Source organism: Streptomyces sp. 2-1, assembly GCF_048564895.1.
Lineage (GTDB): Bacteria > Actinomycetota > Actinomycetes > Streptomycetales > Streptomycetaceae > Streptomyces > Streptomyces phaeochromogenes.
The window spans coordinates 4,016,944-4,041,840 of the sequence record NZ_CP183383.1; the positions used below are offsets into that span (position 1 = coordinate 4,016,944).

The 24,897-nt window shown below is 70.1% G+C and carries 23 protein-coding genes and 2 tRNA genes; 5 read left to right on the forward strand and 20 right to left on the reverse strand.

The features are described from left to right. The first annotated feature begins 363 nt into the window (after positions 1 to 363). Together ACN20J_RS17695 and ACN20J_RS17700 are read left to right on the forward strand one after the other, a co-directional pair. A complete protein-coding gene (locus ACN20J_RS17695) occupies positions 364 to 1,689 on the forward strand; it encodes a cytochrome b/b6 domain-containing protein (protein WP_189837886.1) in 1,326 nt (441 codons plus the stop codon). Next, positions 1,689 to 3,311, forward strand: a complete 1,623-nt coding sequence (locus ACN20J_RS17700) for an NADH-quinone oxidoreductase subunit NuoF family protein (RefSeq protein ID WP_189837885.1) — start codon at positions 1,689 to 1,691, stop codon at positions 3,309 to 3,311. The genes ACN20J_RS17695 and ACN20J_RS17700 overlap by 1 nt, the downstream gene beginning before the upstream one ends. Before the next feature lie 160 nt (positions 3,312 to 3,471). On the opposite strand, the gene ACN20J_RS17705 is transcribed toward ACN20J_RS17700, so the two are convergent. The 4 genes from ACN20J_RS17705 to ACN20J_RS17720 form a co-directional block, all read right to left on the reverse strand. Next, positions 3,472 to 3,544: transfer RNA gene (locus ACN20J_RS17705), tRNA-Ala, on the reverse strand. Positions 3,545 to 3,937: 393 nt separating this feature from the next. Beyond that, positions 3,938 to 4,171 carry a hypothetical protein gene (locus ACN20J_RS17710; protein ID WP_010986886.1) on the reverse strand — a complete coding sequence of 78 codons (234 nt, stop codon included), beginning with the start codon at positions 4,169 to 4,171 and terminating at the stop codon, positions 3,938 to 3,940. A gap of 3 nt (positions 4,172 to 4,174) precedes the next feature. Beyond that, entirely contained in the window at positions 4,175 to 4,348 is a 174-nt protein-coding gene (locus ACN20J_RS17715; protein ID WP_189837884.1) for a hypothetical protein, read from the reverse strand. Between the two features lie 66 nt (positions 4,349 to 4,414). Continuing rightward, a complete protein-coding gene (locus tag ACN20J_RS17720; RefSeq protein ID WP_190227939.1) occupies positions 4,415 to 5,896 on the reverse strand; it encodes an MFS transporter in 1,482 nt (493 codons plus the stop codon). Positions 5,897 to 5,990: 94 nt separating this feature from the next. Between ACN20J_RS17720 and ACN20J_RS17725 the strand changes: the two genes are divergently transcribed. Then, positions 5,991 to 6,911 (forward strand): helix-turn-helix transcriptional regulator, encoded by a 921-nt coding sequence (locus ACN20J_RS17725; protein WP_419666281.1) that lies wholly within the window; start codon positions 5,991 to 5,993, stop codon positions 6,909 to 6,911. Between the two features lie 4 nt (positions 6,912 to 6,915). Here ACN20J_RS17725 and ACN20J_RS17730 read toward each other — a convergent pair. The 7 genes from ACN20J_RS17730 to ACN20J_RS17760 all read right to left on the reverse strand — a co-directional run bounded on the left by ACN20J_RS17730 (position 6,916) and on the right by ACN20J_RS17760 (position 11,847). Continuing rightward, positions 6,916 to 6,988, reverse strand: a tRNA-Ala gene (locus tag ACN20J_RS17730). Positions 6,989 to 7,204: 216 nt separating this feature from the next. Further along, on the reverse strand, positions 7,205 to 7,864 hold the full coding sequence (locus ACN20J_RS17735) for a histidine phosphatase family protein (RefSeq protein ID WP_189838481.1): 660 nt from the start codon (positions 7,862 to 7,864) through the stop codon (positions 7,205 to 7,207). 38 nt (positions 7,865 to 7,902) lie between these two features. After that, complete coding sequence (gene rsfS, locus ACN20J_RS17740) at positions 7,903 to 8,349, reverse strand: ribosome silencing factor (RefSeq protein WP_189837881.1); 447 nt, start codon at positions 8,347 to 8,349, stop codon at positions 7,903 to 7,905. Positions 8,350 to 8,779: 430 nt separating this feature from the next. Beyond that, positions 8,780 to 10,603, reverse strand: a complete 1,824-nt coding sequence (locus ACN20J_RS17745; protein ID WP_419666282.1) for an LCP family protein — start codon at positions 10,601 to 10,603, stop codon at positions 8,780 to 8,782. A 16-nt stretch (positions 10,604 to 10,619) separates the two neighbouring features. After that, the gene (gene nadD, locus ACN20J_RS17750; RefSeq protein WP_055610578.1) at positions 10,620 to 11,294 is read right to left on the reverse strand and encodes a nicotinate-nucleotide adenylyltransferase; all 675 of its coding nucleotides are present in this window, start codon (positions 11,292 to 11,294) and stop codon (positions 10,620 to 10,622) included. 47 nt (positions 11,295 to 11,341) lie between these two features. Then, positions 11,342 to 11,506, reverse strand: coding sequence for a hypothetical protein (locus tag ACN20J_RS17755; protein WP_186000990.1), 165 nt, complete (start codon positions 11,504 to 11,506; stop codon positions 11,342 to 11,344). 185 nt (positions 11,507 to 11,691) lie between these two features. Beyond that, positions 11,692 to 11,847 carry a hypothetical protein gene (locus ACN20J_RS17760; protein WP_189837878.1) on the reverse strand — a complete coding sequence of 52 codons (156 nt, stop codon included), beginning with the start codon at positions 11,845 to 11,847 and terminating at the stop codon, positions 11,692 to 11,694. A gap of 101 nt (positions 11,848 to 11,948) precedes the next feature. On the opposite strand from ACN20J_RS17760, the gene ACN20J_RS17765 reads away from it, so the two are divergent. Continuing rightward, positions 11,949 to 13,070, forward strand: a complete 1,122-nt coding sequence (locus tag ACN20J_RS17765; protein ID WP_246575002.1) for a M48 family metallopeptidase — start codon at positions 11,949 to 11,951, stop codon at positions 13,068 to 13,070. Between the two features lie 129 nt (positions 13,071 to 13,199). Here the strand turns inward: ACN20J_RS17765 and ACN20J_RS17770 are convergent, their stop codons facing one another. The 5 genes from ACN20J_RS17770 to proB form a co-directional block, all read right to left on the reverse strand. Continuing rightward, positions 13,200 to 14,267 carry a hypothetical protein gene (locus ACN20J_RS17770; protein ID WP_189837876.1) on the reverse strand — a complete coding sequence of 356 codons (1,068 nt, stop codon included), beginning with the start codon at positions 14,265 to 14,267 and terminating at the stop codon, positions 13,200 to 13,202. Between the two features lie 77 nt (positions 14,268 to 14,344). Further along, a complete protein-coding gene (locus ACN20J_RS17775; RefSeq protein WP_189837875.1) occupies positions 14,345 to 14,962 on the reverse strand; it encodes a hypothetical protein in 618 nt (205 codons plus the stop codon). A 184-nt stretch (positions 14,963 to 15,146) separates the two neighbouring features. After that, positions 15,147 to 16,433 carry a glutamate-5-semialdehyde dehydrogenase gene (locus ACN20J_RS17780; RefSeq protein WP_189837874.1) on the reverse strand — a complete coding sequence of 429 codons (1,287 nt, stop codon included), beginning with the start codon at positions 16,431 to 16,433 and terminating at the stop codon, positions 15,147 to 15,149. Positions 16,434 to 16,507: 74 nt separating this feature from the next. Next, a complete protein-coding gene (locus ACN20J_RS17785; protein WP_189838480.1) occupies positions 16,508 to 16,966 on the reverse strand; it encodes a hypothetical protein in 459 nt (152 codons plus the stop codon). Positions 16,967 to 17,105: 139 nt separating this feature from the next. After that, a complete protein-coding gene (gene proB / locus ACN20J_RS17790; protein WP_361919590.1) occupies positions 17,106 to 18,212 on the reverse strand; it encodes a glutamate 5-kinase in 1,107 nt (368 codons plus the stop codon). A gap of 405 nt (positions 18,213 to 18,617) precedes the next feature. Here proB and ACN20J_RS17795 point away from each other — a divergent pair, with 405 nt between their 5' ends. Then, positions 18,618 to 20,702 (forward strand): hypothetical protein, encoded by a 2,085-nt coding sequence (locus ACN20J_RS17795; protein WP_419666283.1) that lies wholly within the window; start codon positions 18,618 to 18,620, stop codon positions 20,700 to 20,702. Between the two features lie 325 nt (positions 20,703 to 21,027). Here ACN20J_RS17795 and obgE read toward each other — a convergent pair whose 3' ends face one another. The 4 genes from obgE to ACN20J_RS17815 form a co-directional block, all read right to left on the reverse strand. Continuing rightward, complete coding sequence (gene obgE / locus ACN20J_RS17800) at positions 21,028 to 22,464, reverse strand: GTPase ObgE (RefSeq protein WP_189837871.1); 1,437 nt, start codon at positions 22,462 to 22,464, stop codon at positions 21,028 to 21,030. A gap of 148 nt (positions 22,465 to 22,612) precedes the next feature. Further along, the gene (rpmA, locus tag ACN20J_RS17805) at positions 22,613 to 22,867 is read right to left on the reverse strand and encodes a 50S ribosomal protein L27 (RefSeq protein WP_006374707.1); all 255 of its coding nucleotides are present in this window, start codon (positions 22,865 to 22,867) and stop codon (positions 22,613 to 22,615) included. Between the two features lie 14 nt (positions 22,868 to 22,881). Beyond that, positions 22,882 to 23,202 carry a 50S ribosomal protein L21 gene (gene rplU, locus ACN20J_RS17810; protein ID WP_006374708.1) on the reverse strand — a complete coding sequence of 107 codons (321 nt, stop codon included), beginning with the start codon at positions 23,200 to 23,202 and terminating at the stop codon, positions 22,882 to 22,884. Between the two features lie 220 nt (positions 23,203 to 23,422). Further along, positions 23,423 to 24,775, reverse strand: coding sequence for a phospholipase D-like domain-containing protein (locus ACN20J_RS17815; protein WP_189837870.1), 1,353 nt, complete (start codon positions 24,773 to 24,775; stop codon positions 23,423 to 23,425). Positions 24,776 to 24,897: the final 122 nt, after the last annotated feature.

Consider the following 24,897-nt stretch of genomic DNA (forward strand, 5'->3'; position numbering starts at 1 on the left):
CCCCTCGCACAGGAGGGGGCGCCGCGCCGATGCCGGTCGCGGTTTTCCGACGACCGGGATTGATCAGCGCGGCTCACTAAGCAGAAGGCGTACGGCACGCATGGCGTCAGGGTACCGCAGCGGCCGAGCGGACCGCGACGCGCTTTCGGCTACGCTGCGGCACTGCGTGTCACGTCCGCGCCAGGTCGACAGAAGCTGAACGAAAGTCAAAAGTTACTTCGCGTAAGGGCCTCTAAGGGACATCACAACTCCCTCGCAGCCCTTTGATAACAGCGCAATAACTCAAACCTCGTACCCCTCGGTATGGCTCGACCTAGAGTGCGGCAGCGGGACCGCTTTCCCGAACTGTTCGGAGTTGCCCCCATGAACTCTCGCCGCAACAACAGCACGCTCACCCAGCCGAGCCGATCGGTCCGGGGTGGAGTGACGGCTGCCGCTTTGCTGCTGATACCCCTCGTCGTCGTGGTCGGAGGTGACGCATTCCGCGACTTCCTCAACTTCGGCGCGGGTGTGCTGTCGCTCGTGTCCCTCACCCTCTCGGTGCTCTGGGGGCTCGTCGCGACCGACCGGGTCTTCCTCAACACGCGCCAGAGGCTGATAGCCCAGGCCGTGCACAGGAGCACGGCGGTGGGCTCGGTCGGCTTCCTGCTGCTGCACGTCTCGGTCAAGCTCGCGCTCGACCACACGTCGGCGATCGCGGTCGTGATCCCCTTCGGCCTCGGCGTGTCCGGCTCCAACGGGCTCATCGGCTTCGGCACCCTGGCCGGCCTCCTGATGGTCCTCACGGCCCTCACCGGCGCCCTGCGCAGTGCCTTCTCGTCCACCGTGCAGGTCGCCGGCCGCTGGCGCGCGGTGCACATGCTGGCCTACCCCGCCTGGTGCTCGGCCCTGATCCACGGCCTCTTCGCCGGGCGCGAGGCGAAGCCCGTCTTCGTGATCCTGTACAGCCTGTCCCTGGTCGCCGTCATGGGCGCACTGCTCCTGCGGTCTGCCCCCCTGTCGTTCAAGCGGAAGGTCGCCAGGCGCGTCCTGTCCCTGCTCGACAGCGGCAACCGGTCCTACCGCGAAGAGCCCCCGGCACGCCGTGCCGCGGAGGGCTCGCTGCCCGGCGGCGGCGGTCGGCCCGGCTTCCCGGACATGGCGGTTCCCTCGCAGCGGACGTCGTCCCCGTCCGGGTCGTTCGATTCGCCGCAGCGCTCCGCCCTCCAGGACTCGGCGTCCTTCACGGACACCGGATCCCTCACGGACACCGGCGGCTTCGCGGCCGCCTACCGGGCCGTCAACACCCCCCGCGCGCAGGACCCGATGACGCCCAGCCCCACCCAGGGCATGCAGGTCCCGATGGACATGCAGGCCACGGAGGCGATGCCGCGCGTCGACGGCAACACCGGGCCCCGCTGGCCGGCCCCGTCCCCGCCGCTCTACGAGGCCCCGCCGCGCCCCGCCGGAACACCGACGTACGACACCGGGACGATCCCCACATACGACGCGAACGCCATGTACGACACCGGCGCTGTCCCCGCGTACGGCACAAGTGATGTGTACGACACCGGTGAGACGAACGACCCCCTCGGTACGTACAACCCGAACGACACGTACAACAGCGGTCCCGCCACTGAAACGCTGCCCGGTTCCTACGAGGCACCAAGCAACGGCGAACCCTGGAACGCGCCTTCCGGAGGCTTTTAGTGAACGAGGCCCTTCCCGACGTCCCCGAAGTCCGAGTGGTGGGCCTTCCCCAGCTCACCTCCGGTTTCGATCTCGTCGAGAGACTCGACCTGCCCATGCACCTGAAGGTGCACGGGCCGCTCGAGCCGATGGGCGGCGAGCAGCTCGCGCAGCTCTCCGAGCGCATCAACCTGAAGGGCCGCGGCGGCGCGGGCTTCCCGTTCCACAAGAAACTGCGGTCGGTCGCCGAGGCGGCGATCCGCCGCGGTGTACGTCCGGTGGTCGTCGTCAACGGCAGCGAGGACGAGCCCGCCTGCCGCAAGGACACGGTGATGATCAACCGTGCCCCGCACCTGATCCTGGACGGCGCCCTGCTGGTCGCCGAGGCGCTGGGCGCACGCACCCTGGTCGTCGGTGTGACCCGTGAGTCGACGCAGCGGTCGATGGAGGCGGCGCTCTCCGAGCGCGGTCTGACCAACCGCCGCGGAGCGACCATCCGCGCGCGTGTGCAGCGCAATCCGGTGCGCATGGTGACCGGAGCGGCGGCCTCGCTCGTCCGCTCCATCGACGGCGGTCCCGCGATCCCCCCGGGCCGCAAGACCAGCGCCTCGCAGAACGGTGTCGGCGGCGCGCCCACCCTGCTGTCGAACGCCGAGACGTTCGCCCAGCTGGCGATCGCCGCGCGCATCGGCGCCGAGCGCTACGGCAACACGGGCCTGTACGACGAGCCCGGCACGGTCATGCTCACCGTCTCGGGAGCGGTCGCCCGCCCGATGGTGATCGAGGCCCCCACGGGCGTACCCCTGCGTTACATCCTGCAGCTGGCCGGCGCCCCGCCGGTTCCGCAGGGCGTGCTGACCGGCGGGTACCACGGCAAGTGGCTGGACTCCGCGACGGTCAACGAGGCGATCGTCTCGCGCAACTCCCTGGACGCGGTGGGCGGTGCGCTCGGCGCGGGCGCGATCCTGCCGATCAGCACGGCGACCTGCCCGCTGGGCGAGTCGCTGCGGGTGGCGCAGTGGCTGGCGGAGGAGAGCGCGGGACAGTGCGGCCCCTGCTACCTCGGGCTGCCCGCCGCGGCGCGCGGCATGGAGGACATCCTCAACGGCGGCGGCCCGGCCGCCCTGGAGGCGCTCAAGCAGGTCGCCAACGCCGTGAAGCGGCGCGGCGCCTGCTCGCACCCCGACGGCTCCGCGATGTTCCTGGAGTCGACCATCAAGGCGTTCACGGACGACCTGGCCGCACATGTCCTCGGCAACGGCTGCGGACGGCCCGTGGAGGGCGTTCTGCCGCTCTTCGAGGGCGGCCAGCAGCCCACCGGCATCCCGGGCGGCCAGGCGGAGCCGGAGCAGGGTCCCAGCCGCCAGAAGATCTACGTCGACTGGACGCTGTGCCGCGGACACGGCCTGTGCGCGGACATCCTCCCGGAGGTCTTCCAGCTGGGCGCCGACGGTTTCCCGACCGTCGCGCAGGCAGGAGTGCCCCGGTACGCGGAGGCGAAGGCGCTGCGTGCCGTACGCCGCTGCCCGGCGCTCGCGCTGCGCCTCGAGGAGGACACCCGCGGAGCGGCTCCCCGCCAGAACCTCCCCGCCGTACGCGAGGGCGGTGGCGGCGGACGCCGGGCCCTGGGCCGCGGACGCTGACGCACCGGCGGCCCGGGAGACCGGGCCGCCGAACCGCACGACAAGAGACACGAGCAGCACAAACACAAGCAGCACAGCAAGCGACTCAAGCAAGAGACACAAGAGCGAGCCAACGCAAAAGGCGGGCCATCCATTTCGGATGACCCGCCTTCAACTGCTGTGGAGCTAAGGAGATTTGAACTCCTGACCCCCTGCATGCCATGCAGGTGCTCTACCAACTGAGCTATAGCCCCTCACGGTGTTCCACCGGACTTCCCCGGCGGCGACGCCAACATTACCGGTCCCCTCGGTGCACCACCAAATCGTTTCCGGGGCGAACGGACAAGCCGGACAAGAGGGATGCCGCACCGGATAGCGCACCGGATGACGCCCGCCTTCGTGACCGTGATCGCGCTCCCCTGGTCCCGCTCGTCCTCCACGCGCGCGTGGAGGACGTCTGGCGGGCCGTCTCGGCGTCCCTCACGGGCTTCCTGGGGTCCTGTGTCGCCGCACCCCCGCAACCGCGCGGAAGACGCGCCTGTGCCGTCGTCGCCCGCGCGACGACGGCACCGAGGGGTCAGCTTTCGTGATGGCCGGCCATGACCGGGGTCACCCTGTGGCGAACTGTGGCGAAACCCCGGCCGGCGTCAGGCGGTGGCGAAGGAGTAGAACCGTTTGAGCGTGCAGTGCTCGTCGAGCAGCCGGCCGTAGATCGGCTCGCCCTCCAGCTCGCGGTACGTCTCGATCGGGTCGCCTTTTATGATCAGCGCCCGTGCGCACTCCTCGCACCAGTACTGGTAGTCGTGGTTGACCGGCTCCATGTCGCGCACGATGGGCGTACCACTGCCGCACCAATCGCACTTGCGCCTGTGTGCACCCATCGATCAGCTCCAGCTGTGGCCGCAGGCCGTGCACACGTAGGAAATTCCGCCACTGTCACCGAAAAGCAGGTCGACATGGGCCGAACCGCAGGAAGGGCAGTCGAGGCGAGTGATCCGGTCCCGTATCACCTCGGATCCGGGAAGGTCGCCGACCTCCCCGAGGATGCTCGCAGGCATCGCCACTCCCTCCCGTCGGGCCGCCCCTTCCGGCCGTTTGATTCTGCCACGGCCGGGCCAATACGGTCAGCGACGCCTTCGTACCAGTCCGGACACGGCACCCGTCGCGGCGGTCGCGGCCAGCGCGAACATGCAGACGAGAAGCGCGTCCGAAGAGGTATACGCCCCCGGGGCCCCAAGTGACTCAAGCCGATTCAAGAAGAGTGTGCCGAACATCGCGACACCGATCAGCTGACCGAGCTGGGTGACCGTGGCGAGCAGGCCGCTGGCGTCCGCCGCGTCCTCGGGGCGCACGGTGGCGAGCGCCCGCGTGAGCGTGGGACTGAAGCCGAGTGCGAGCCCCGTACCGACGCCGGCGAACGCCACGTACAGCCAGAAGCCGGCCCCGTGGCCGTCCCGCAGTGCCAGGCCCACGCCGGCGACGGAGACCGCGGCGAGCGCGAACCCGGCCGGGATCAGGGCGCGTTGCCAGGACGCGGGCCACCCGCGCCAGGTCAGCCCGACCAGCCCGAAGACCACCGCGGTCGGCGCGAAGGTGAGTCCCGCGCGCAGCGCGCTGAAGCCGAGGCCGCCCTGGATGTGCAGGGTGAGCGCGAACAGGAAGCCTCCGTTGACCGCCATCACGGCCATGATCCGGAAGACCGCGAGCCCCATGCCGGGGTGGCGCAGCACCCTGGGCGCGATCAGCGGGGTGCCGCCGCGCCGGGCGAGCCGGGACTCGTACACGCAGAACAGGGCGAAGGTCACCGCGGCGGCCGCGAGCGACAGCCAGGACCACAGGGGCCAGCCCTCCTCCTGCCCGAGCACCAGCGGCACCGTGAGCAGCGACACGGACGCGCCCAGGAGTACCAGGCCCGGCAGGTCGAGCCGGTGCGCGCGCTCCGGGGCGCGTGCGTCGTCGCGCGGCAGGACGCGCGCGCCGAGTGCCAGGAGTACGAGGCCCACGGGGACGTTCACCAGGAAGACCGGGCGCCAGCCCGTGCCGAACAGGTCCGCGCTGACCAGGACCCCGCCGAGCACCTGTCCGGCCGCGGCGCCGGTCGCGAGGACAGCCGCGTACAGGCCGAGGGCCTTGCCCCGGGCCTCGCCGGTGAAGTTCCGCTGGATGAGGCTGAGGACCTGCGGGATCATCACGGCCGAGCCGGCTCCCTGGATCAGCCGGAAGGCGATCAACTCGCCCGTTCCCTGGGCGAGTCCGCAGGCGAGCGAGGCCGCCGTGAACAGCGCGAGGCCGGCCAGGTAGACGCGGCGGTGGCCGAGCAGGTCGCCCAGGCGGGCGCCGGTGATCAGCAGGACGGAGTACGTGATGGCGTATCCGGCGACCACCAGCTGCAGTTCGGCGCCGGAAGCGTGGAGTTCGGCCCCGATGGTGGGGACCGCGACATTGACGATGAAGACGTCGAGGAGCGCCATGAACTGGGCGGCGAGGACGATCGCGAGCAGTCGGCCGGGGCGATTGTCAGTGCCGGGAGTTTTACTTGGGGCAGGTATTGGTCCGGGGCCGGATCCGGGTGCGGAGTCCGGGCCCGCGGGGGTTGTCGTCGTCATGGCATCGAGCGTGGGGGCGGGCGGGTACGGGTGTGGAGAGCCCGCCGATGCTGGTACTGACAGCACCTGGCAGGGGTTGGGTCCGAGGTCGACGATGGGGGACGTGACGACGATGACCACGACACAGCGGCGTCGGCCGGAGCTGGCCGCCTTCCTGCGGAGCAGGCGGGCGCGGGTGACACCGGCCGATGTGGGGATGCCGCCGGGTCTGCGCCGCCGCACGCCCGGGCTGCGGCGCGAGGAGGTGGCGCAGCTGTCGGGGGTCGGCGTCACCTGGTACACGTGGCTGGAGCAGGGCCGGCCGATCAACGCGTCACCGCAGGTGCTGGACGCCGTGGCGCGCACACTGCGGCTCGACCAGCCGGAGCGCGAGCATCTGTACGACCTCGCGGAGGTGCCGTACACCCACGGCGGCGAGTCGACCACGCTGGCCGTGGGTCCGGAGGTCCAGGAGATAGTCGACGCCCTCGACCCGAGCCCGGCGGTGGTCTACAACGCGCGGTACGACATCCTCGCGACCAACCCGGCCTACCGGGACCTGTTCTTCGTGCCGGAGACGCTCCCGTCCGGCGGAGCCGTCCGCAACGCGCTGTGGACGCTGTTCACGGCCTCGGAGGAGGACTGCCCGCTGGTCTTCCGGGAGAACGAGCTGCCGGTGATGGTGGCGACACTGCGGGCCGCGTACGGCAGACACGTCGGCGAGCCCGTGTGGGAGGACTTCATACGCAGGCTGTCGGAGGTCAGCGGACACTTCGCCCGGCTGTGGCGGAACGGGGACGTGGCGCCGCCGGGACCGCGCGTGAAGACGTTCCGGCACGTGGCGGTGGGCGAGTTGCGGATGACGTCGGTGTCGATGTCGGTCGACGGGATGCCGGAGTGCCGGGTCGTGGTCTACCGGCCGGCCGACGAGGAGACGAGTGCGCGGGCCGCGCGGCTGAGGGAATTCCGACGGCAGCGGAGGGCACGAAAAATCCCGCCCCCTGCTGGGGACGGGATCATCGATCTGCGGTACTGAACTGTGGAGCTAAGGAGAATTGAACTCCTGACCTCCTGCATGCCATGCAGGCGCTCTACCAACTGAGCTATAGCCCCTTGCGGTGTCCGATCCCGGCTTCCCGGCGGCGGAACAAGAAGAACTTTAGCCTGCGACCAGCCGGAAAGTGAAATCCGGTCCCGCGGGGCATCGGAGGCCGGACGGAAGGCCCGCCGACGTGCCCTGCGAGTGCCCCGAGACGGCTCGCGCCGGACGTCAGGAGCACCTCGAAGGAGCGGCCCGGCCGGAAGCCCGGCAGGCTTCCAGCGGAGCGCCTAGTCGTCGTCTCCCAGTACCGGCTCCGGCAGGGTCCCCGCGTTGTGCTCCAGCAGTCGCCAGCCGCGGGCGCCCTCGCCGAGGACGGACCAGCAGCAGTTGGAGAGGCCGCCGAGGCTCTCCCAGTGCTGGGACTCCAGGCCGAGGAGGCGGCCGATGGTGGTGCGGATCGTGCCGCCGTGGCTGACGACCACGAGCGTGCCGTCGTCGGGGAGCTTGTCGGCGTGCCGGAGGACCACGGGGGCCGCACGGTCGGCGACCTCGGTCTCCAGTTCGCCGCCGCCCCGGCGCACCGGCTCGCCGCGCTTCCACGCCGCGTACTGGTCGCCGAACCGCGCGATGATCTCCTCGTGCGACAGGCCCTGCCAGACGCCCGCGTAGGTCTCGCGCAGGCCCTCGTCGTGGGTGATGTCGAGGCCGGTGAGCTCGGACAGCTCGGCGGCCGTGTTCGCGGCCCGCTTCAGGTCCGAGGCGACGATCGCGTCGGGCTTGAGGGACGCGAGCAGCCGGGCGGCGCGGCGGGCCTGGCCCACGCCGGTCTCGGTGAGCTCGACGTCCGTCGTGCCCTGGAAGCGGCGCTCCACGTTCCACAACGTCTGGCCGTGGCGCCACAGGATGACGCGGCGCCCCCGGCCCGCCTTCTTCCCAGCCTCGGACAGCGGCCTGCCGTCCGAGGCCGGACGCTCCGCCCCGGCGGTCACCGAAGCTCTCCGCGCAGCTCGGCGGCGTCCTCCGCGTCCCGGAGCTCGGCGTGCTCGGCGCCCTTGCCGCGCGTGGCCTTCGCGTCCGCGGGCAGGTCCAGCTCGGGGCAGTCCTTCCAGAGGCGCTCCAGGGCGTAGAACACCCGCTCCTCGCTGTGCTGGACGTGCACCACGATGTCCACGTAGTCGAGCAGGATCCAGCGGGCGTCGCGGTCGCCCTCGCGGCGCACCGGCTTCGTGCCGAGCTCCTTGTTCAGCCGCTCCTCGATCTCGTCGACGATCGACTTGACCTGGCGGTCGTTGGGCGCGGAGGCCAGCAGGAAGGCGTCCGTGATCGACAGCACGTCGCTGACGTCGTACGCGATGATGTCGTGCGCGAGCTTGTCGGCGGCCGCCTGCGCGGCGGTGGTGATGAGCTCGATAGAGCGGTCAGTGGCGGTCACTACAAGGCTTTCCGTAGACGGTCAGGAGTCCCCGAGGGGTTGGGGCCTGTGCGGCGGATCATGCCGGAGACGCGGGGTCTGGCACGCGCGTCCGCGCTTGCCGGACGCCCTCGCACGCCTCCGGCCTGCTCCGCCGGGCAGGCCCTGCCCCAAGGGTCTCACGGACCGCCGACAGCACCCCACGCGATTAACCGATCACGCGGCGGGCACTCCGGGCCTCCGGGCCCGCACCCGGACACGCCCGGCGCATGTACGGGGGCGGGCCCGGCGCATGTACGGGGGCGGGCCCGGCGCATGTACGGAGTGCCTGGCCCCGGCGCCTGAACCGGGTGCCCGCGTCGAGCGCCTGCACCCACACCCGCGTGCCCGACCCGCCGCACGGCCCGGGCATCCCGAGGGCACCACCCGACACCCGCCCATCACCCGCTCGTCAGCCGCCCGACGAACCCGCCGAGCCGCCCACCTTGTAGTCCTGGCCCAGTACGACCGACACATCCGCGTTCGACGTGGTCTTGCCCTTCTTCACCGAACTCGTCGGCAGGCCCAGCGTCTTGGCGACCTCCACCGCGTCCTCCTTCTTCGCGGCGTCGGCGTATGTGATCTGGGACACGGCCTGGGCGACATCGGTCCGGCCGCCGTCGACGAAGGTGTAGCCGCCGTTCAGCAGGACGACCCGGGCCTGTTCGGTGGCGTCCTTGTTGCCCGTCGAGTTGCGGATGCCGACCTGGACGGCCGCGCCCTTCTCGGGGCTCTTCGCGGCGCCGCCGAGCACGTCCTTGACCACGCTGTCGCTGGCCTGCGCGCTGAGCCTGCCGTCCGTCTGGACCGGCAGCAGCGCCGTCTTGTAGTCGCCGCCCTTGGCGCGGTCGGCGAGCTTGGCCAGGAAGGCGCCCAGGTCCTTGTCGCTCAGCGAGGGGTCGAGGATCTGCGCGAGCGTCTGCACGGTGGTCGTCGCGGCCTGCGGGTCCGACGACAGCTTGCGCAGCACTCCCTGCATGACCTGGCCGAACCGCTCCAGCTGCGCGTTCTGCGACTCCCCCGAGGCGCGGTACGTGGCGTACGCGACGGCCATCTTGCCGCTCAGCGTCTGCTCTTCACCCTTCTTGACGAGGGGCGCCTCGCCCTTCTTCTTCGCGTCCGGGTCCGGCACGTCCGCGTTGGTGTCGATGTCGATGTTGCCGACGAGTTCGACGAGGTTGTTGAGGTACGGGGTGTCGAGGCGCCAGGTGCCCTCGACGTCGGTCCCGAGCACGGTGTCGATCTCGTCGCGCGTCCCGGAGGACCCGTCGTCGTCGACCGACTTGGCGAGCGTGGTCGTGGTGCCGTTGTCGTCCGTCAGGGCAAGGGAGTTGGGCAGCAGGACGGTGGTGCCCTGCTTGGTGGTGGTGTTGTTGACGAGCAGCGCCGTCGCCGTGCCACCGCCCTTGGTGTTGTGCAGGTGGACGATGATCACGTCACGGTTCTGGGCACCGCCGGCGGTGGTCGTGCCGGACGCCGACTCGGAGGACGTTCCCGGCAGACTGCCGTCGTACCAGAGGTAGCCGACCCCGCCGACCGCGACCAGCGCGAGCACCACGACCAGGGCGACGACACGGCCGCGCGCCCGGCGCTTGGCCTCCTCGCGCCGCTCGGTGCGGTTCTCGGTGAACTTCAGCCAGTCGATGACGTCTTCGGACTCCTCGGGCTGCTCCTCCACGAAGGCGAACTGCTCGGTCCGGTAGTCGCGTTCGCCCTGCTGCTGCCCGTCGCCCTGGCGCCCGTCTCCCTGCCGCCCGTCCTCAGAGGGCTCCTGGGACCCCGGGGACTCCGCGGGGCGCCCCTGCTGCGGGATGTAGGCGGTCTGCTCCGCGACATGGGCGTGGGCCTGCTGCTGACCGGTGTCATAGGGCGCCACAGGTTGCTGCTGACCCGTGTCATACGACACCACGGGCGACGCCTGCTGCCCCTGCTGGCCCGCCGCGTACGGGTCGTACCCGTACCCCTGCCCGTATCCCTGACCCTGGTGGTCCTGGTGGCCTTGCTGCCCCTGGTACGCCTGGTGTCCCTGCTGGCCCTGCTGGCCTTGCCCGTACCCCTGCGCCTGCCCCCCGTAGGGGTCGTACGAGCCGTACTCCTGCTGGGCCTGCGAGGCCCCCGGAGTGTGGGGAGTCTGGGAAGGTGACGGCACCTGCCGGTACACAGGCTGCCCGAACTCGTCGTAGCCGACGAGCTCGTACTGGTCGCCCCCGTACCCAGCGTCGTATCGGTCGTTCACCGGTGCCCCTCTCGGCTCACTCGCCGCGGTACAGCTCTCGCTTGTCGATGTAGCGCACCACACCGTCCGGCACCAGATACCAGACCGGGTCGCCCTTCGCGACCCTCGCACGGCAGTCTGTGGACGAGATGGCGAGCGCGGGAACCTCGACGAGCGAGACACCGCCCTCAGGCAGACCGGTGTCGGTCAGTATGTGGCCGGGCCGGGTGACCCCGATGAAGTGCGCGAGGGAGAACAGCTCTTCGGCGTCGCGCCAGGTGAGGATCTGGCCGAGCGCGTCCGCGCCGGTGATGAAGAAGAGGTCCGCGTCGGGGTTCAGCACCCGCAGATCGCGCAGGGTGTCCGTGGTGTAGGTCGGGCCGCCGCGGTCGATGTCGATGCGGCTCACGGAGAACTGCGGGTTCTCGGCGGTCGCGATGACCGTCATCAGATAGCGGTCCTCGGCCGGGGAGACCTTGCGGTCGGTCTTCTGCCACGGCTGTCCGGTCGGCACGAACACCACCTCGTCGAGGTGGAACTGCGCGGCGACCTCGCTGGCCGCCACGAGGTGCCCGTGGTGGATCGGGTCAAACGTTCCGCCCATGACGCCGAGGCGGCGCTTTCCCGGGTTCGACGGGCCGTTTCCCGGGCCGCGCCGAGCGCTTCGCGCCGTGCCGCCCGCCGGACCGGTAGGCATGTCCTGCTCTCCCATGCGTGCAGACCCTACCGGCCCCGACGACGGGTCCGGTCGCGCGGGCGTCAGCGGTCCCGGTTGAAGCGGGTGGTGATCCACAGCAGCAGCATCAGGATGAAGAAGGCCCCGCCGCCGGTCAGGTAGGGGCTGAGGCTCTCGTGGTTGCCGCCGTGCTCCTCGCCCTCGGCGGCGAATGTGACCAACTGGGCAGCGGTGCTGTGGAAGCTCATCTTCGGCAGGACCTATTCGGTGTGGGCGGGATAAAGACTTCGGCACATCGTATGCGGGGGCTGTCGCCGGTATCACTCCGACTCCGCCGTCAGGACCGCCCGGCGTCGGCCGAGAGATCCTTCCCCCCTCTCAACCGTCCGGAACCTTCCGTGGGTCTAAGTGGTCGGGAACCTTCCGCCCGGCCTCACTCGTCCCGTTTGTAGCCGCGCAGAAGGAACCAGGCAGTCAGCACACAGCCGACGACCATCACGATCAGCACGACACGGAGGAGATTCCCCGCCCCTTGCTGTTGGGCGGCGCTCGCGGCCTCGGTGAGCCAGGGCTGGGGGAGATGCTCCATGACGTACGACTCCTTCGCTGTACTGCCCGTCCACGGTATCTCCGCCTAGGCTGGGCCCCGCCTTGGGGGCACAGAAGGCAATCAAACGCATGGGGGACCACATGCCAGAAGAAAGCCACGAGAACGTACCGAGCAGGCAGCGCCGGCGCTTCGAGGGAATCTCCTCCCGGGCGTACGAACACCCGGCGGACCGTTCGGCCCTGGTCGCCCTGCGCAAGCTCAGCGGCTTCGACACCGTTTTCAAGGCGCTCAGCGGCCTGCTCCCGGAGCGCAGTCTGCGGCTGCTGTTCCTGTCGGACTCCGTGCGCGTCTCGGACGCCCAGTTCGCCCACCTGAACGTCATGCTGCGCGACGCCTGTTACATCCTGGACCTGGAGAAGGTCCCGCCGATGTACGTCAACCAGGACCCGCAGCCGAACGCGATGTGCATCGGTCTGGACGAGCCGATCATCGTCGTCACCACCGGCCTCGTGGAGCTGCTCGACGAGGAGGAGATGCGGGCGGTCATCGGCCACGAGGTGGGCCACGCCCTGTCCGGCCACTCCGTCTACCGCACGATCCTGCTCTTCCTGACCAGCCTCGCCCTTCGGGTGGCGTGGATCCCGCTGGGCAACCTCGCGATCATGGCGATCGTGACCGCCCTGCGCGAGTGGTTCCGCAAGTCCGAGCTGTCCGCGGACCGCGCCGGTCTCCTGGTCGGCCAGGACCTGAAGGCCTCGATGCGCGGCCTGATGAAGATCGCGGGCGGCAACCACCTGCACGAGATGAACGTGGACGCGTTCCTCGCCCAGGCCGAGGAGTACGAGGCCGGCGGCGACCTCCGCGACTCGGTGCTCAAGATCCTCAACGTCATGCCTCGCTCCCACCCCTTCACCACGGTCCGGGCGGCCGAGCTGAAGAAGTGGGCCGAGTCCCGCGACTACCAGCGGATCATGGACGGCCACTACCCCCGCCGGGACGAGGACGGGGACACCTCGGTCACGGACTCCTTCCGCCAGTCGGCTTCCAGCTACGCCACGGACGTCAAGAACTCGAAGGACCCGCTGATGAAGCTGGTCAGCGACATCGCGGGCGGCGCGGGCGACCTCGGCGGCCGGGTCCGGCGCGGCTTCGGCGGCTTCGCGACGGGCGGCGGAGGCACCGCGAGCAGCTCCCCCACGGACCAGCCGCCCACCGACCGCCCGGACGACGAAAGCCCCAACGGAAGCAACGGCAGGGCCTGAGCGCGGGGCGCGCCCTGAGCGCAGGAAACGCGGCCCCGGGAGCCCGGGGCCGCTGAGAGCCCGGCCCAAGGCCAGAACCACAGCCGCCCCAGGGCCGGAACTACAACTGACCCAAGGCCAGAACCACAGCTACAGCTTCGGCTGGGCGCTCGCCGCCAGTGACCCGCACAAGGACGTCGCGCTGCCCGTCGCGTACGGGTCCGTGCCGGCCGGGCCGCCCGCCTTGGCCGTCTCGCCCGCGAGCAGCGGACGCAGATGGTTCGTCGCGTCCTCGGCGCAGGCCAGCGGACCTGCCTGGACGTACGAGACGACCAGCTCGGTCTGGTGCATGCGCAGGTCGTCGCGGTCGAACCGGAAGTGCAGTTCGCGCCGCACGGTGAACAGCGAGGCCTTGGCCTTCTCGTCCGAGCCGGTCGGCCGCAGGGCGTAGACGAAGGTGTGGTCGGCGCTGACCTCGAGGGTGTCGGAGTCGGTCTCGGCGGCCGACAGCGTGCCCTGCACCCGGATCTTGCTGTCGGCCAGCTCCGCCTGGTTGGGATCGAAGCGGACCAGCCAGCCGGTGGGCGCGTGCCGCCCGTCCGCGGTCGGTCGCTCGAAGCTCTGGTCGAACTGGTCGAGCTGCTGCGGGTCGAGCCGTATCCGCACGGACCGGGTCGCGCCGCCGGTGAGGACGTCCGGGTCGAGCGAGGACTCGACGAGGTAGTCCTTCGCCGTGGTCAGCGCGGTGACGACCTGGCTGTCGGAGAAGTGGGCGGTGCGCCGGGAGGCGGGCAGCGTGATGCCCTCGGCGCCGATGCGGAACTGGTCGGCCGGGCTGTGCGCGTACAGCGAATCGATGTCGGTGGAGCCGGGCACGGCGTTCTGCGGCGCGAGCGGTATCACGGTCATCCGCAGCGGCTCGGGGTGCTTGGCGGCGGGCGTCTGGTACGGATGGCGTACACCCATGTAGATCGCGGTGCCGAAAGCCACGGCGATCAGCAGGACGAGGATCAGCGCCTGCCGGGACAGGCCCCGGCGCATCTGCGGACGGCGGCGGACGGCCGGGGCATGATCGCCGATCCGCTCCTGCGCGGAGAATTCCTGGAGGCGGGCAGCGCGGACGAACGACTCGTCGAAGACGACGGATCGATACTCTTCCTCGCCACCACCAGGAGCACCCTCGGGGGTCCCCTCAGGTGGGTCTCCAGGTCCGCCCATACATTCAGAGTAGGTCGCGAGGACCTCAGGTAAACGCCCTGGTACACGACAAGTTCTGACAGGACCTCACGGAAGCCCTACGGCGTGCGCGGCACCGCCGAGACGGCTGGCTGGGAATAGTCGGCCGAGGCCGAGGGACCCACTCCGCTTCCCTGTTCGAGGCCTGTGGACGCGGGCGGCGGGACCTGGTCCCGGCTGCCCGAGGAAGCTCCCCGGTAGACCGCCGTGAAAGCGAGCGCGACCATGCCGATCCCCATCACGAGGGCGAGCATCCAGGCGACGGGACGGTGCCAGCGGGCCTGCTTCCCGTACGTCCCCGGGTGGCCGTAGCCGCCGTGCAGGACGTCACGGTCGTCGAGGTCGTCCAGATCCGGGTCGTGGCCGAAATCACCACGTCCGTCGGGTCCGAATCCGTCGTCGAAGAGCTCGTCGTCGCCACGTACCCCCCGGGGGTGTGTCCGGCGGGCTTCGGCCTCGGAGGCCTCGGCTCTCGCCTGGGCAGCGGCCAGGAGGCGCTCCACTGCGGTCGGTTCGTGAACCGTTGCCGCCCGTACAAAGGCCTCGTCGAAGACCACGGAGGCGAACTCTTCGTCCGCACCCCCGCGGTCGCGGTCGTCGTCGGGCTCCCAGCCGTCAGGGAACGGCGTGCCCCCCACGTCCTCCGGCACGGATCCAGAGTAGACCGGGGTGGTCAATTTGGGCAGACGGTATGGAAATTCATCCGCCTGGCGAGACGCTTTCCGCGGGAGGCCCCCAAACACTCCGTGCGGAGATTTCTCGGCCTGTCCCCCGAGCGCCCTTCGGCACGTCCGGGAGAGGCTCCTGGGACGCGCCCCGGCAGCCCCTTCGGCGACTCCCGCAACAGAGTCGGCCGCCCGATCAGCGGCGGATGTGCCCGTCCCCGGTGACGATGTACTTGGTGCTCGTCAGCTCCGGCAGCCCCATCGGCCCCCGCGCGTGCAGCTTCTGCGTGGAGATCCCGATCTCGGCGCCGAAGCCGAACTGGCCGCCGTCGGTGAAGCGCGTGGACGCGTTCACGGCGACCGTCGTGGAATCGACCAACTGGGTGAACCGGCGGGCCGCCTGCTGCGAGGTGGTGACGATCGCCTCGGTGTGCCCGGAGCTCCAGAGCCGGATGTGCGCCACGGCCTTGTCGAGCGAGTCGACGACGGCGGCGGCGATGTCGTACGACAGGTACTCGGTGTCCCAGTCCTCGGTCGTGGCCTCGACGACGGTGGCCCTGGAGTCCTTGGCGTACGCGAGAACACGCTCGTCGGCGTGCACGGTGACCCCGGCGTCCGCGAGGGCATCGAGGGCGCGCGGCAGGAACTCGGGAGCGATGTCCTGGTGGACGAGGAGCGTCTCGGCGGCGTTGCAGACGCTGGGCCGCTGCGCCTTGGAGTTGATCAGGATGTCGATCGCCATGTCGAGGTCGGCCTGCGCGTCGACGTAGACGTGGCAGTTGCCGGTGCCGGTCTCGATGACCGGGACGATGGACTCCTGGACGACCGTCTGGATCAGGGAGGCGCCGCCGCGCGGGATGAGCACGTCGACGAGACCGCGGGCGCGCATCAGCTCCCGTACGGACTCCCGGCCCTCCCCCGGCACGAGCTGGACGGCGTCGGCGGGCAGGCCCGAGCCGCCGACCGCGTCGCGCAGGACCCGTACGAGGGCGGTGTTGGACTCGTACGCGGAGGACGAGCCGCGCAGCAGGACCGCGTTGCCGGACTTCAGGCAGAGGGCTGCCGCGTCGACGGTCACGTTCGGGCGGGCCTCGTAGATGATGCCGACCACGCCGAGCGGGACGCGGACCTGGCGCAGGTCGATGCCGTTCGGCAGGGTCGAGCCGCGGACGACCTCGCCGACCGGGTCGGGCAGCGCCACCACGTCGCGCACGTCCGAGGCGATCGCGCGGATCCGCTCGGGGGTGAGCGTCAGCCGGTCGATGACCGACTCGCTGGTGCCGGCCTCGCGGGCGCGCTCGACGTCCTTGGCGTTGGCCTCGACGATCTCGCTCGTACGGACCTCCAGCGCGTCCGCGATCGCGAGCAACGCGTCGTCCTTCTCGGCCCGCGGGAGCGGAGCGAGGTCGGCGGCGGCGCCCTTGGCACGGTAGGCGGCCTGGGTGACCGGGGACATCGAGTCGTACGGCGAGAGCGTGGTCATATCCCGCAGGGTAGTGCGCCCGCGAGAGGTGTTCAGCCGTTGTCCCACACCGCGAGACAGGTCCTGAAATGCCCCTAGAAAGGGTGTACGCCCACAGGTGTCGCCGGCAGCGGTCCGTATCCCTCGGCGATGCGCTGGTGGTAGGTCTCGCGGTCGATGACCTCCAGGCCGACGATCTCCCAGGGCGGCAGTTTCGCGGTCTGGCGGTGCTCGCCCCACAGGCGCAGCGCGACCGCGGCGGCGTCGTGCAGGTCGCGGGCCTCTTCCCAGTAGCGGATCTCCGCGTGGTCGTTGGCATAGCGGCTGGTCAGCAGAAAGGGATGGTCGTGGGCGAGCTGTTCCAGACCGCGCCTGACCTCCTTCAGCGGTGCCTCGTCGCCCGAGACGCTGAGCGTAACGTGCCAGAGCCTCGGGAGGTCGTGCGGCTCCTCGACCTCGTAGGTGTCGCCGGCCGCGACGCTGGTGAGGGCCCGCTCCTCGCCGGCCACCCGGGAGCCGACACCACCGCGGGACGCCGCCGCCCCAGGGCGCACTCGTCTCACGACGGCCTCCTTTACGCAATGGGTCCGCTCGGACTGAGGGGGTCTCCCTGAAACAAAGTTGAGCAGGTGGGAAGCCTCCGTGTGACGGTTTTACTGAACGTCCACCGGCGGGGGCCTTCCTTTCGGCCGTTTACGGGTGGAGCAGCACCAGATCGTCCCTGTGTACGACTTCGCGTTCGTACGCGGGACCCAGCTCGCGGGCCAGCTCGTGCGTGGAGCGGCCGATCAGCTGGGGGATCTCCTTGGCGTCGAAGTTCACCAGCCCCCGGGCGACCGCCCGCCCCGCGCTGTCGCGCAGTTCGACGGGATCGCCCGCGGCGAAGTCGCCCTCGACGGCCGCGATTCCGGCCGGCAGCAGGGACGTACGCCGCTCGACGACCGCGCGCACGGCCCCGTCGTCGAGGGTGAGGGCGCCCTGCGGGGTTGACGCGTGCTGGAGCCACAGCAGCCGGTCGGCGGAGCGGCGGCCCGTGGAGTGGAAGTACGTACCGGTGTCCCGGCCCGCGAGGGCGTCGGCGGCGTGCACCGCGCTCGTCAGCACCACGGGGATCCCGGCCGCTGCCGCGATACGGGCCGCCTCGACCTTGGTGACCATGCCTCCGGTGCCGACGCCCGCCTTGCCCGCGCTGCCGATGTCGACGTGCGAGAGGTCGGCCGGGGTGCGCACTTCCGCTATCCGTGACGTGCCGGGCTTGCCGGGGTCGCCGTCGTACACCCCGTCCACGTCGGAGAGGAGGACCAGCAGGTCAGCGCGGACGAGGTGGGCGACGAGGGCGGCGAGCCGGTCGTTGTCGCCGAAGCGGATCTCGTCCGTGGCGACGGTGTCGTTCTCGTTGACGACCGGCAGGGCGCCCATCGCCAGGAGCTTGTCGAGGGTGCGCGAGGCGTTGCGGTGGTGGGCGCGGCGGCTCATGTCGTCGGAGGTGAGCAGCACCTGGCCCACGCGGACGCCGTAGCGGGCGCAGGAGGCGGTGTAGCGGGCGACCAGGAGGCCCTGGCCGACGCTGGCGGCGGCCTGCTGGCGGGCGAGGTCCCTGGGACGGCGGCGCAGGCCCAGCGGGGCGAGGCCCGCGGCGATGGCACCGGACGAGACGAGGACGATCTCCTTCTCACCGCCGCTGCGGCCCTTGGCGAGGACGTCCACGAGGGCGTCCACACGGTCGGCGTCGAGACCTCCGGACGCGGTGGTCAGAGAAGAGGAGCCCACCTTGACGACGATCCTGCGGGCCTCCGCCACACCCGGCCTCGCCGCCTGTACCTCTGCCTGACTTGCCGCCCGCCCTGCCGCCTGCCTTGCCGCTGACACGCTGTACCCCAATGTTCCGACCAGCCCGGTCTGTGCAATCTACGTGACCGAGGGTGGCCGGCGCCGCCGCGTTTCGAGTGGCGGACGGCGCGGGGGCCGCGGGAGACCCGAGCGAGGAAGACGAGAGAACCACCTCACAGGTTCCAGTCTTTTTACCCCGAAATACGGTGAATGATCTCACGCAAGATTGCTAGCGGGCCCGCCGAAGTCATACGGTCAGGGATCGGCTTCCCGCTCGCACGAGGATCCGCGAGAAATCGCGGGGATTTGCGAGGCATGACGAGGCCGACCCCCTGTTTCCCCCCATCCGTCGCATCCCTCGCAGGAGCCCATTCCGTGCCCTCCGCCGGACTCGCCCCCCGCCGCATCGTGCAGCTGTCCGCGCTGCTCTCGATGTTCGCGCTCTTCACGGCGCAGATCGTCTCCGCTCTGCTGCCGAACGTCCCGGTGTTCATCGCCGCGAGCGCCGCCGGGCTCGCCCTCGACGTGTTCCTGCAGTACCGGGACCCCGGTCTGCTCTCGCTCCTGGGCAAGGTCCGCTTCGACGTCACGGTCCGGCAGTTGCTCCGCGACATGCTGATCCTGGTGGGGCTCCTGCGGATCGAGGGCATCAACCCGACGCGCGAGCAGGCTCCGCTGCTGATCGCGATGTGCGTGTTCTACGCCCTGCACTTCGCCTGCCAGGCCGCCGCGGTCGTGGTCCGCCGCACCCGTACGCTGCCGATCGTCACCCGCAACATCGACGCGTCCGCGCTGCGCCTGAGCGCCGCCCCGCCGCGCGTCCTGGCCCGTCGCCCGGGTCACCGTCTGCTCACCTTCTCGATCCCGACCACGGCCGGCCTGATGGTCACCGCGGCCACCACGGACGCGTACTGGGGCGCCATCGGCGTCGGCATCGCGCTCGTCCTGATCGGCGGCGGCACGGTCTACCTCGCCACCTGGCTGCTGCCGAAGAAGCGCGCCAAGAGCGAGCAGAAGGTCATGGAGTGGCTGGACAAGTGGCTGGCCGACTACCGGCCGACCGTCGCCATGTACTTCTCGGGCGGTACGACCTCCGCGTACCAGGCGAACATGTGGCTCTCCACGCTCTCCTCGGTCGACGCGAAGCCGCTGATCGTGCTGCGTGAGCGCTTCATGGTGCAGAAGATCGACGCCACGGACGTCCCGGTCATCTGCTTCCCCAAGGTCTCGACGATGTTCTCGCTGGAGAACTCGACGCTGAAGATGATGCTGCACCCGGCCAACGCCGCGAAGACCTCGCAGGTCCTGCGCATCCCCACGATCAAGCACGCCTTCATCAACCACGGCGAGTCCGACAAGCTGTCCTCCTGCAACCCGTACGCGAAGGCGTACGACGAGGTGTGGGTGGCCGGTCCCGCGGCGCGCGAGCGGTACGCGCTGGCCGAGGTCGGCGTCGAGGACAAGGACATCGTGGAGGTCGGCCGCCCGCAGCTGGCGCCGATCCGCCCCTACTCCGGGGCGCCGACGGGCACGTACACGACCGTGCTGTACGCCCCCACGTGGGAGGGCTGGGACGGCAACCCCGGCAACACCTCGGTGGTGCTGGCCGGCGAGAACATCGTGAAGCGGCTGCTCGCCGACGAGGGCGTACGGCTCCTCTACAAGCCGCACCCGATGACCGGTTCCGTCGACCCGCGCGCGGGCGCCGCGAACCAGCGCATCATGGCGATGATCCGCGAGGCCAACACCAAGCGGTCGGGCGCCCGTCCGGACGCCGGTGCCGCCGCCGAACTGACGCGCCGCACGGCCGAGTTGGACAAGCTCACGTCCACCGACTTCCGTGAGAGCGCGGACGAGATGGAGCGGATGCTGCTCCAGGGCGCGCCGCGCGGTGACCGCGAGGCGGCCATCGTCGAGGCCACGCTGGCCTGGGAGAAGGCCTACTGGGCGTCCTTCCCGGAGTGGGAGCACGAGATCATCACGGACGCGCGGCCGGCCATCTTCGCCTGCTTCAACCAGGCGGACCTGCTGATCAGCGATGTCTCGTCGGTCGTCTCCGACTGGCTGTCGAGCGAGAAGCCGTACGCGGTCGCCAACACCTCGGGGATGTCCGAGGCGGCGTTCCGCACGGGCTTCCCGACCGTGTCCGCGGGCGCCATCCTGTCGCCGAAGGCCGAGGGTGTTCCGGCACTTCTGGAGTCGGTCCGCCACCCGGAGAAGGACCACTTCACGGCGGCCCGTGCCGAGCTCAAGGAGCACCTGCTCGGCCCGTCCGACCCGCCGTCGCTGGCCCGCTTCAATGCGGCGATCGACGACCTGTGCACCCTGGCCGACGAGCGGCGCGTACGCATGGAGTCCCGCCTCGCCGCGGAGATCCCCGCGCCGCGCTCCGCGAAGGAGGACGCGGCCGAGGAGGCTGCGCAGGACCCGAACGAGGCGGACGACTCCGTCAACGCGTAACCGCTGCCGCGGGGAGCGAGCGTGGAAGAGGGCCCGGAGATTCTCCGGGCCCTCTTCCTTGGTGGGTGCGTTTTCTGGTGCGGGTGCCTTTTCTGGTGCGGGTGGGTCGGGGTTACCCGCGCAGTTCCCCGCGCCCCTAAATGGCCAGGTTGCTTGCGCAGTTCCCCGCACCCCTGAAAGTCCGGGTTGCTTGCGCAGTTCCCCGCGCCCCTGAAGGAGACGGGCCCGCTATTAGGGGCGCGGGGAACTGCGCGAACGGCTCCACCGGTCCGCAGTGCGCGTACAAACCCGTGGGGGTTCAGGGGGCGGCGCCCCCGAGGTCGGCCTAGAACGGGTCGAAGTCGTCGAACTCCTTGTCCGCCTCGTCCCGTTCCGCCTGCTTTTCGCGGCGGCGGGTGACGGCGGGGCGAGGTGCCTCGAAGCGATGGTCCTCGCCACGGCGACCGAGCATCTCGGCGCCGGCCATGACCGTCGGCTCCCAGTCGAAGACGACCGCGTTCTCCTCGGGGCCGATGGCGACCCCGTCACCGTGCTTGGCCCCCGCCTTCATGAGCGAGTCCTCGACGCCGAGGCGGTTGAGCCGGTCGGCGAGGTAGCCGACGGCCTCGTCGTTGCTGAAGTCGGTCTGGCGGACCCAGCGCTCGGGCTTCTCGCCCCGTACGCGGTAGAGGCCGTCGTCCTCGCGGACCACCGTGAAGCCGGCGTCGTCGACCGCCTTCGGGCGGATGACGATACGGGTGGCCTCCTCCTCGGGCTTCGCCGCACGGGCCTCACCGACCAGGCCGGCGAGGGCGAAGGAGAGCTCCTTGAGGCCCGTGTGGGCCACCGCCGAGACCTCGAAGACCTGGTAGCCGCGCGCCTCCAGGTCCGGGCGGACCATCTCGGCCAGGTCCTTGCCGTCCGGTACGTCGATCTTGTTGAGGACGACCAGACGGGGCCGGTTGCCGAGGCCGCCGTACTGCTTCAGCTCCTCCTCGATGATGTCGAGGTCGGAGACCGGGTCACGGTCGGACTCCAGGGTCGCCGTGTCGAGGACGTGGACGAGCACCTCGCAGCGCTCCACGTGGCGCAGGAACTCCAGGCCGAGGCCCTTGCCCTGGCTCGCCCCGGGGATCAGTCCCGGCACGTCCGCGATCGTGTAGACGGTCGAACCCGCCGTCACCACACCGAGGTTGGGGACGAGGGTCGTGAAGGGGTAGTCCGCGATCTTCGGCTTGGCGGCCGACAGGACCGAGATCAGCGAGGACTTGCCCGCGCTCGGGTAACCGACGAGCGCGACGTCCGCGACGGTCTTCAGCTCCAGGACGATGTCCTGGAGGTCACCGGGCACGCCGAGCAGCGCGAAGCCGGGCGCCTTGCGGCGGGCCGAGGCCAGCGCCGCGTTGCCGAGGCCGCCCCGGCCGCCCTGTGCGGCGACGAAGGTGGTGCCCTGGCCGACCAGGTCCGCGAGTACGTTCCCCGCCTTGTCCTGGATCACCGTGCCGTCCGGCACGGGCAGGACCAGGTCCTGGCCGTCCTTGCCGGAGCGGTTGCCGCCCTCGCCGGGCTTGCCGTTGGTGGCCTTGCGGTGCGGGGAGTGGTGGTAGTCGAGGAGCGTGGTGACGGACTGGTCGACGACCAGGATCACGTCACCGCCACGGCCGCCGTTGCCGCCGTCCGGGCCGCCGAGCGGCTTGAACTTCTCCCGGTGGACGGAGGCACAGCCGTGACCTCCGCTACCCGCGGCGACATGCAGCTCGACGCGGTCCACGAAGGTGGTCATGGGATGTGCCTCCAGTTACGTACGGAAATCTCTCATCGATGATCACCCGGCGGCCTTCGCCGCTCAGTGATCACTACTCAGTTAAAACACGCGAAAGGCGGACCCGCTTCCCGTACGGGAAGTGAGGTCCGCCTCGCGAAAGATCCGGTCAGGCGACCGGAACGATGTTCACGACCTTGCGGCCACGGTGGGTACCGAACTCCACCGCACCGGCGGCGAGGGCGAACAGCGTGTCGTCCTTGCCGCGGCCGACGCTCGCGCCGGGGTGGAAGTGGGTGCCGCGCTGGCGGACCAGGATCTCACCGGCGTTGACGACCTGACCGCCGAAGCGCTTCACGCCGAGCCGCTGAGCATTGGAGTCGCGACCGTTCCGGGTGGACGATGCGCCCTTCTTGTGTGCCATCTCTCCTCAGTCCCTTACTTCGCAGCCGCGGGGATCTCAGTGACCTTGATCGCCGTGTACTGCTGGCGGTGGCCCTGACGACGGCGGTAGCCGGTCTTGTTCTTGTAGCGAAGGATGTCGATCTTCACACCCTTGTGGTGATCCACGATCTCGGCCTGGACCTTGATGCCGGCAAGGACCCACGGGTCGCTCGTCACGGCGTCGCCGTCGACAACGAGCAGGGTCGAGAGCTCGACCGTGTCGCCAACCTTGGCAGTGGAAATCTTGTCAACCTCAACGATGTCGCCGACAGCAACCTTGTGCTGGCGACCACCGCTGCGCACGATGGCGTACACGCGGATCTCTCTCTCGCTCGAAATCGGAATCCCCGCAGTCCAGCCGCCGAGGAAAGCAGGCGGCCTCTCCCGGGGCGCGAGCCACCGGGAGGAAGAGGTTTACGGGAATGCGGTGCGTCAGTGAACACACCGAGGGTCAAGGTTACGGGGCCCCGACCTGGGGGTCAAACCGGGTCGGGGGCCGCTCCCGACCAGTACGTACGCGGGACCTGCGCGGGACCTACGTGGTCGGCTTCTCACCGTCGTCGGGCAGCGGCTTCACGCCCTTGCACAGGTCCGTGGTGTCCGCGGTGCCCGGATAGGCCGCCTTGGCCACCCGGTCGAAGTGGACCCTGTACATGTCGTGCACGGCGTCGTCGTCGACCTTCACGATCGACTCGTCGTTCTCGCGCAGCGCCGGGCCCGTGTAGTTGCCGGAGCCGGTGAAGCTGACCTTGTTCTTCACGCCGTCGTACATGCCCTCGATGAGGATGTACTTGGAGTGGATGATGTACGGCGTCGACAGCTTCTGGCCGGGGTTCAGCGGGTCCCGGTCGTCGTTGTAGCAGCGCACGGTCGGGCCGCCGGTGGTGTGCAGCTTCTCCCACGTGCCCGCGGTACCACCGCTGCTCTTGGCGCTGTCCGACTCCGCGTAGACGATGCTCACGGAGCAGCCCGCCTTCTTCAGCGAGACCAGCTTCTCCGCGATGGCCAGCCGTGTGATCTTGAAGATCGCCACCCGGACCTTGGTCGACTGCGTGACCCCCGCGGTGTCCTTGTACTTGCAGGTCACGTTGTTGAGGATCGAGTACACCGTGTCGGTGGCCCGGGTGTTGCCGGCCCGCGGGAAGAAGTACGCCTTGTAGAGGCCGTTGCTCACCGTGCGGTAGTTCCAGGACTCCCAGTCCTGCGCGACCATCGTGTCGAAGTAGTCCGCGTACGCGTCGTACATCGTCGGGTTGTTCGGCAGCAGCAGCGCGTCGTTGAAGAACTTGGTGTGCGCCGACGGCGTGGAGTTCGAGGTGGTCTCGACGACCACGTTCGTGGCGCCCTTGACCGCCGAGAACAGCCAGAACTTGTTGTGCATGATCGACTGCCCGAACTTCGGGTCGCCGAGGCACGACTTGTTCTCCGGGCAGGTCGCCACGTACGAACTCTGCGTACGGTCCGTGCCGAGCCCCGAGGCCAGCGTGCCGTACGCGGTGTTGGTGGGGCGGTCGCTGATGCTGGACTCGTCGAGCAGCACCTGCACGTCGACGCCGCGGTTCTTCGCCGCCACGAGCGCGTTGACGACCGACGCCTCCCACACGTGGTAGACGGCGACCTTGATCGTGGAGCCGGGCAGCGCGGCGTTCGTCAGCTCGATGAGCCTCGTACGGATCGCGGTCTGCTCGTCGGCCGTGCCGAGCGGGTCGTTGAAGATCGGCCCCTCGGTCCACGCCGGGTTGTCCACGGCCTGCGCGGTACCCGCCGACATGACGGCCTGTCCGCCCGCCGCGGACAGCACCGTGGCCAGCGCGACGACCTGGCGCCCGCCCTTGACCGGCTTTACGGCACGGTGTCGCCCAGTGCCCTTCAGGCGCACGCGCGCCATTCCAATCCCCTCCCCTGACACGTGTGAACGTTCTCCCCAACGCGCACCCGTGTGTTCACGCCTATGACTGCATGAGTTTTACAGGTAGATGATCGCCTTCCAAGAGGCGGGGGGTGATTGTG

Coding starts and splice junctions, on each gene's coding strand:
- obgE (WP_189837871.1), bottom strand. CDS start 22,464: ATGACCACCTTCGTGGACCGCGTCGAGCTGCATGTCGCCGCGGGTAGC.
- ACN20J_RS17715 (WP_189837884.1), bottom strand. CDS start 4,348: ATGCCTGCGAGCATCCTCGGGGAGGTCGGCGACCTTCCCGGATCCGAG.
- ACN20J_RS17770 (WP_189837876.1), bottom strand. CDS start 14,267: ATGGGCGGACCTGGAGACCCACCTGAGGGGACCCCCGAGGGTGCTCCT.
- ACN20J_RS17760 (WP_189837878.1), bottom strand. CDS start 11,847: ATGGAGCATCTCCCCCAGCCCTGGCTCACCGAGGCCGCGAGCGCCGCC.
- ACN20J_RS17695 (WP_189837886.1), top strand. CDS start 364: ATGAACTCTCGCCGCAACAACAGCACGCTCACCCAGCCGAGCCGATCG.
- ACN20J_RS17720 (WP_190227939.1), bottom strand. CDS start 5,896: ATGACGACGACAACCCCCGCGGGCCCGGACTCCGCACCCGGATCCGGC.
- ACN20J_RS17710 (WP_010986886.1), bottom strand. CDS start 4,171: ATGGGTGCACACAGGCGCAAGTGCGATTGGTGCGGCAGTGGTACGCCC.
- ACN20J_RS17815 (WP_189837870.1), bottom strand. CDS start 24,775: ATGGCGCGCGTGCGCCTGAAGGGCACTGGGCGACACCGTGCCGTAAAG.
- ACN20J_RS17755 (WP_186000990.1), bottom strand. CDS start 11,506: ATGAGCTTCCACAGCACCGCTGCCCAGTTGGTCACATTCGCCGCCGAG.
- rpmA (WP_006374707.1), bottom strand. CDS start 22,867: ATGGCACACAAGAAGGGCGCATCGTCCACCCGGAACGGTCGCGACTCC.
- ACN20J_RS17780 (WP_189837874.1), bottom strand. CDS start 16,433: ATGACCACGCTCTCGCCGTACGACTCGATGTCCCCGGTCACCCAGGCC.
- nadD (WP_055610578.1), bottom strand. CDS start 11,294: ATGGGAGAGCAGGACATGCCTACCGGTCCGGCGGGCGGCACGGCGCGA.
- ACN20J_RS17765 (WP_246575002.1), top strand. CDS start 11,949: ATGCCAGAAGAAAGCCACGAGAACGTACCGAGCAGGCAGCGCCGGCGC.
- ACN20J_RS17725 (WP_419666281.1), top strand. CDS start 5,991: ATGGGGGACGTGACGACGATGACCACGACACAGCGGCGTCGGCCGGAG.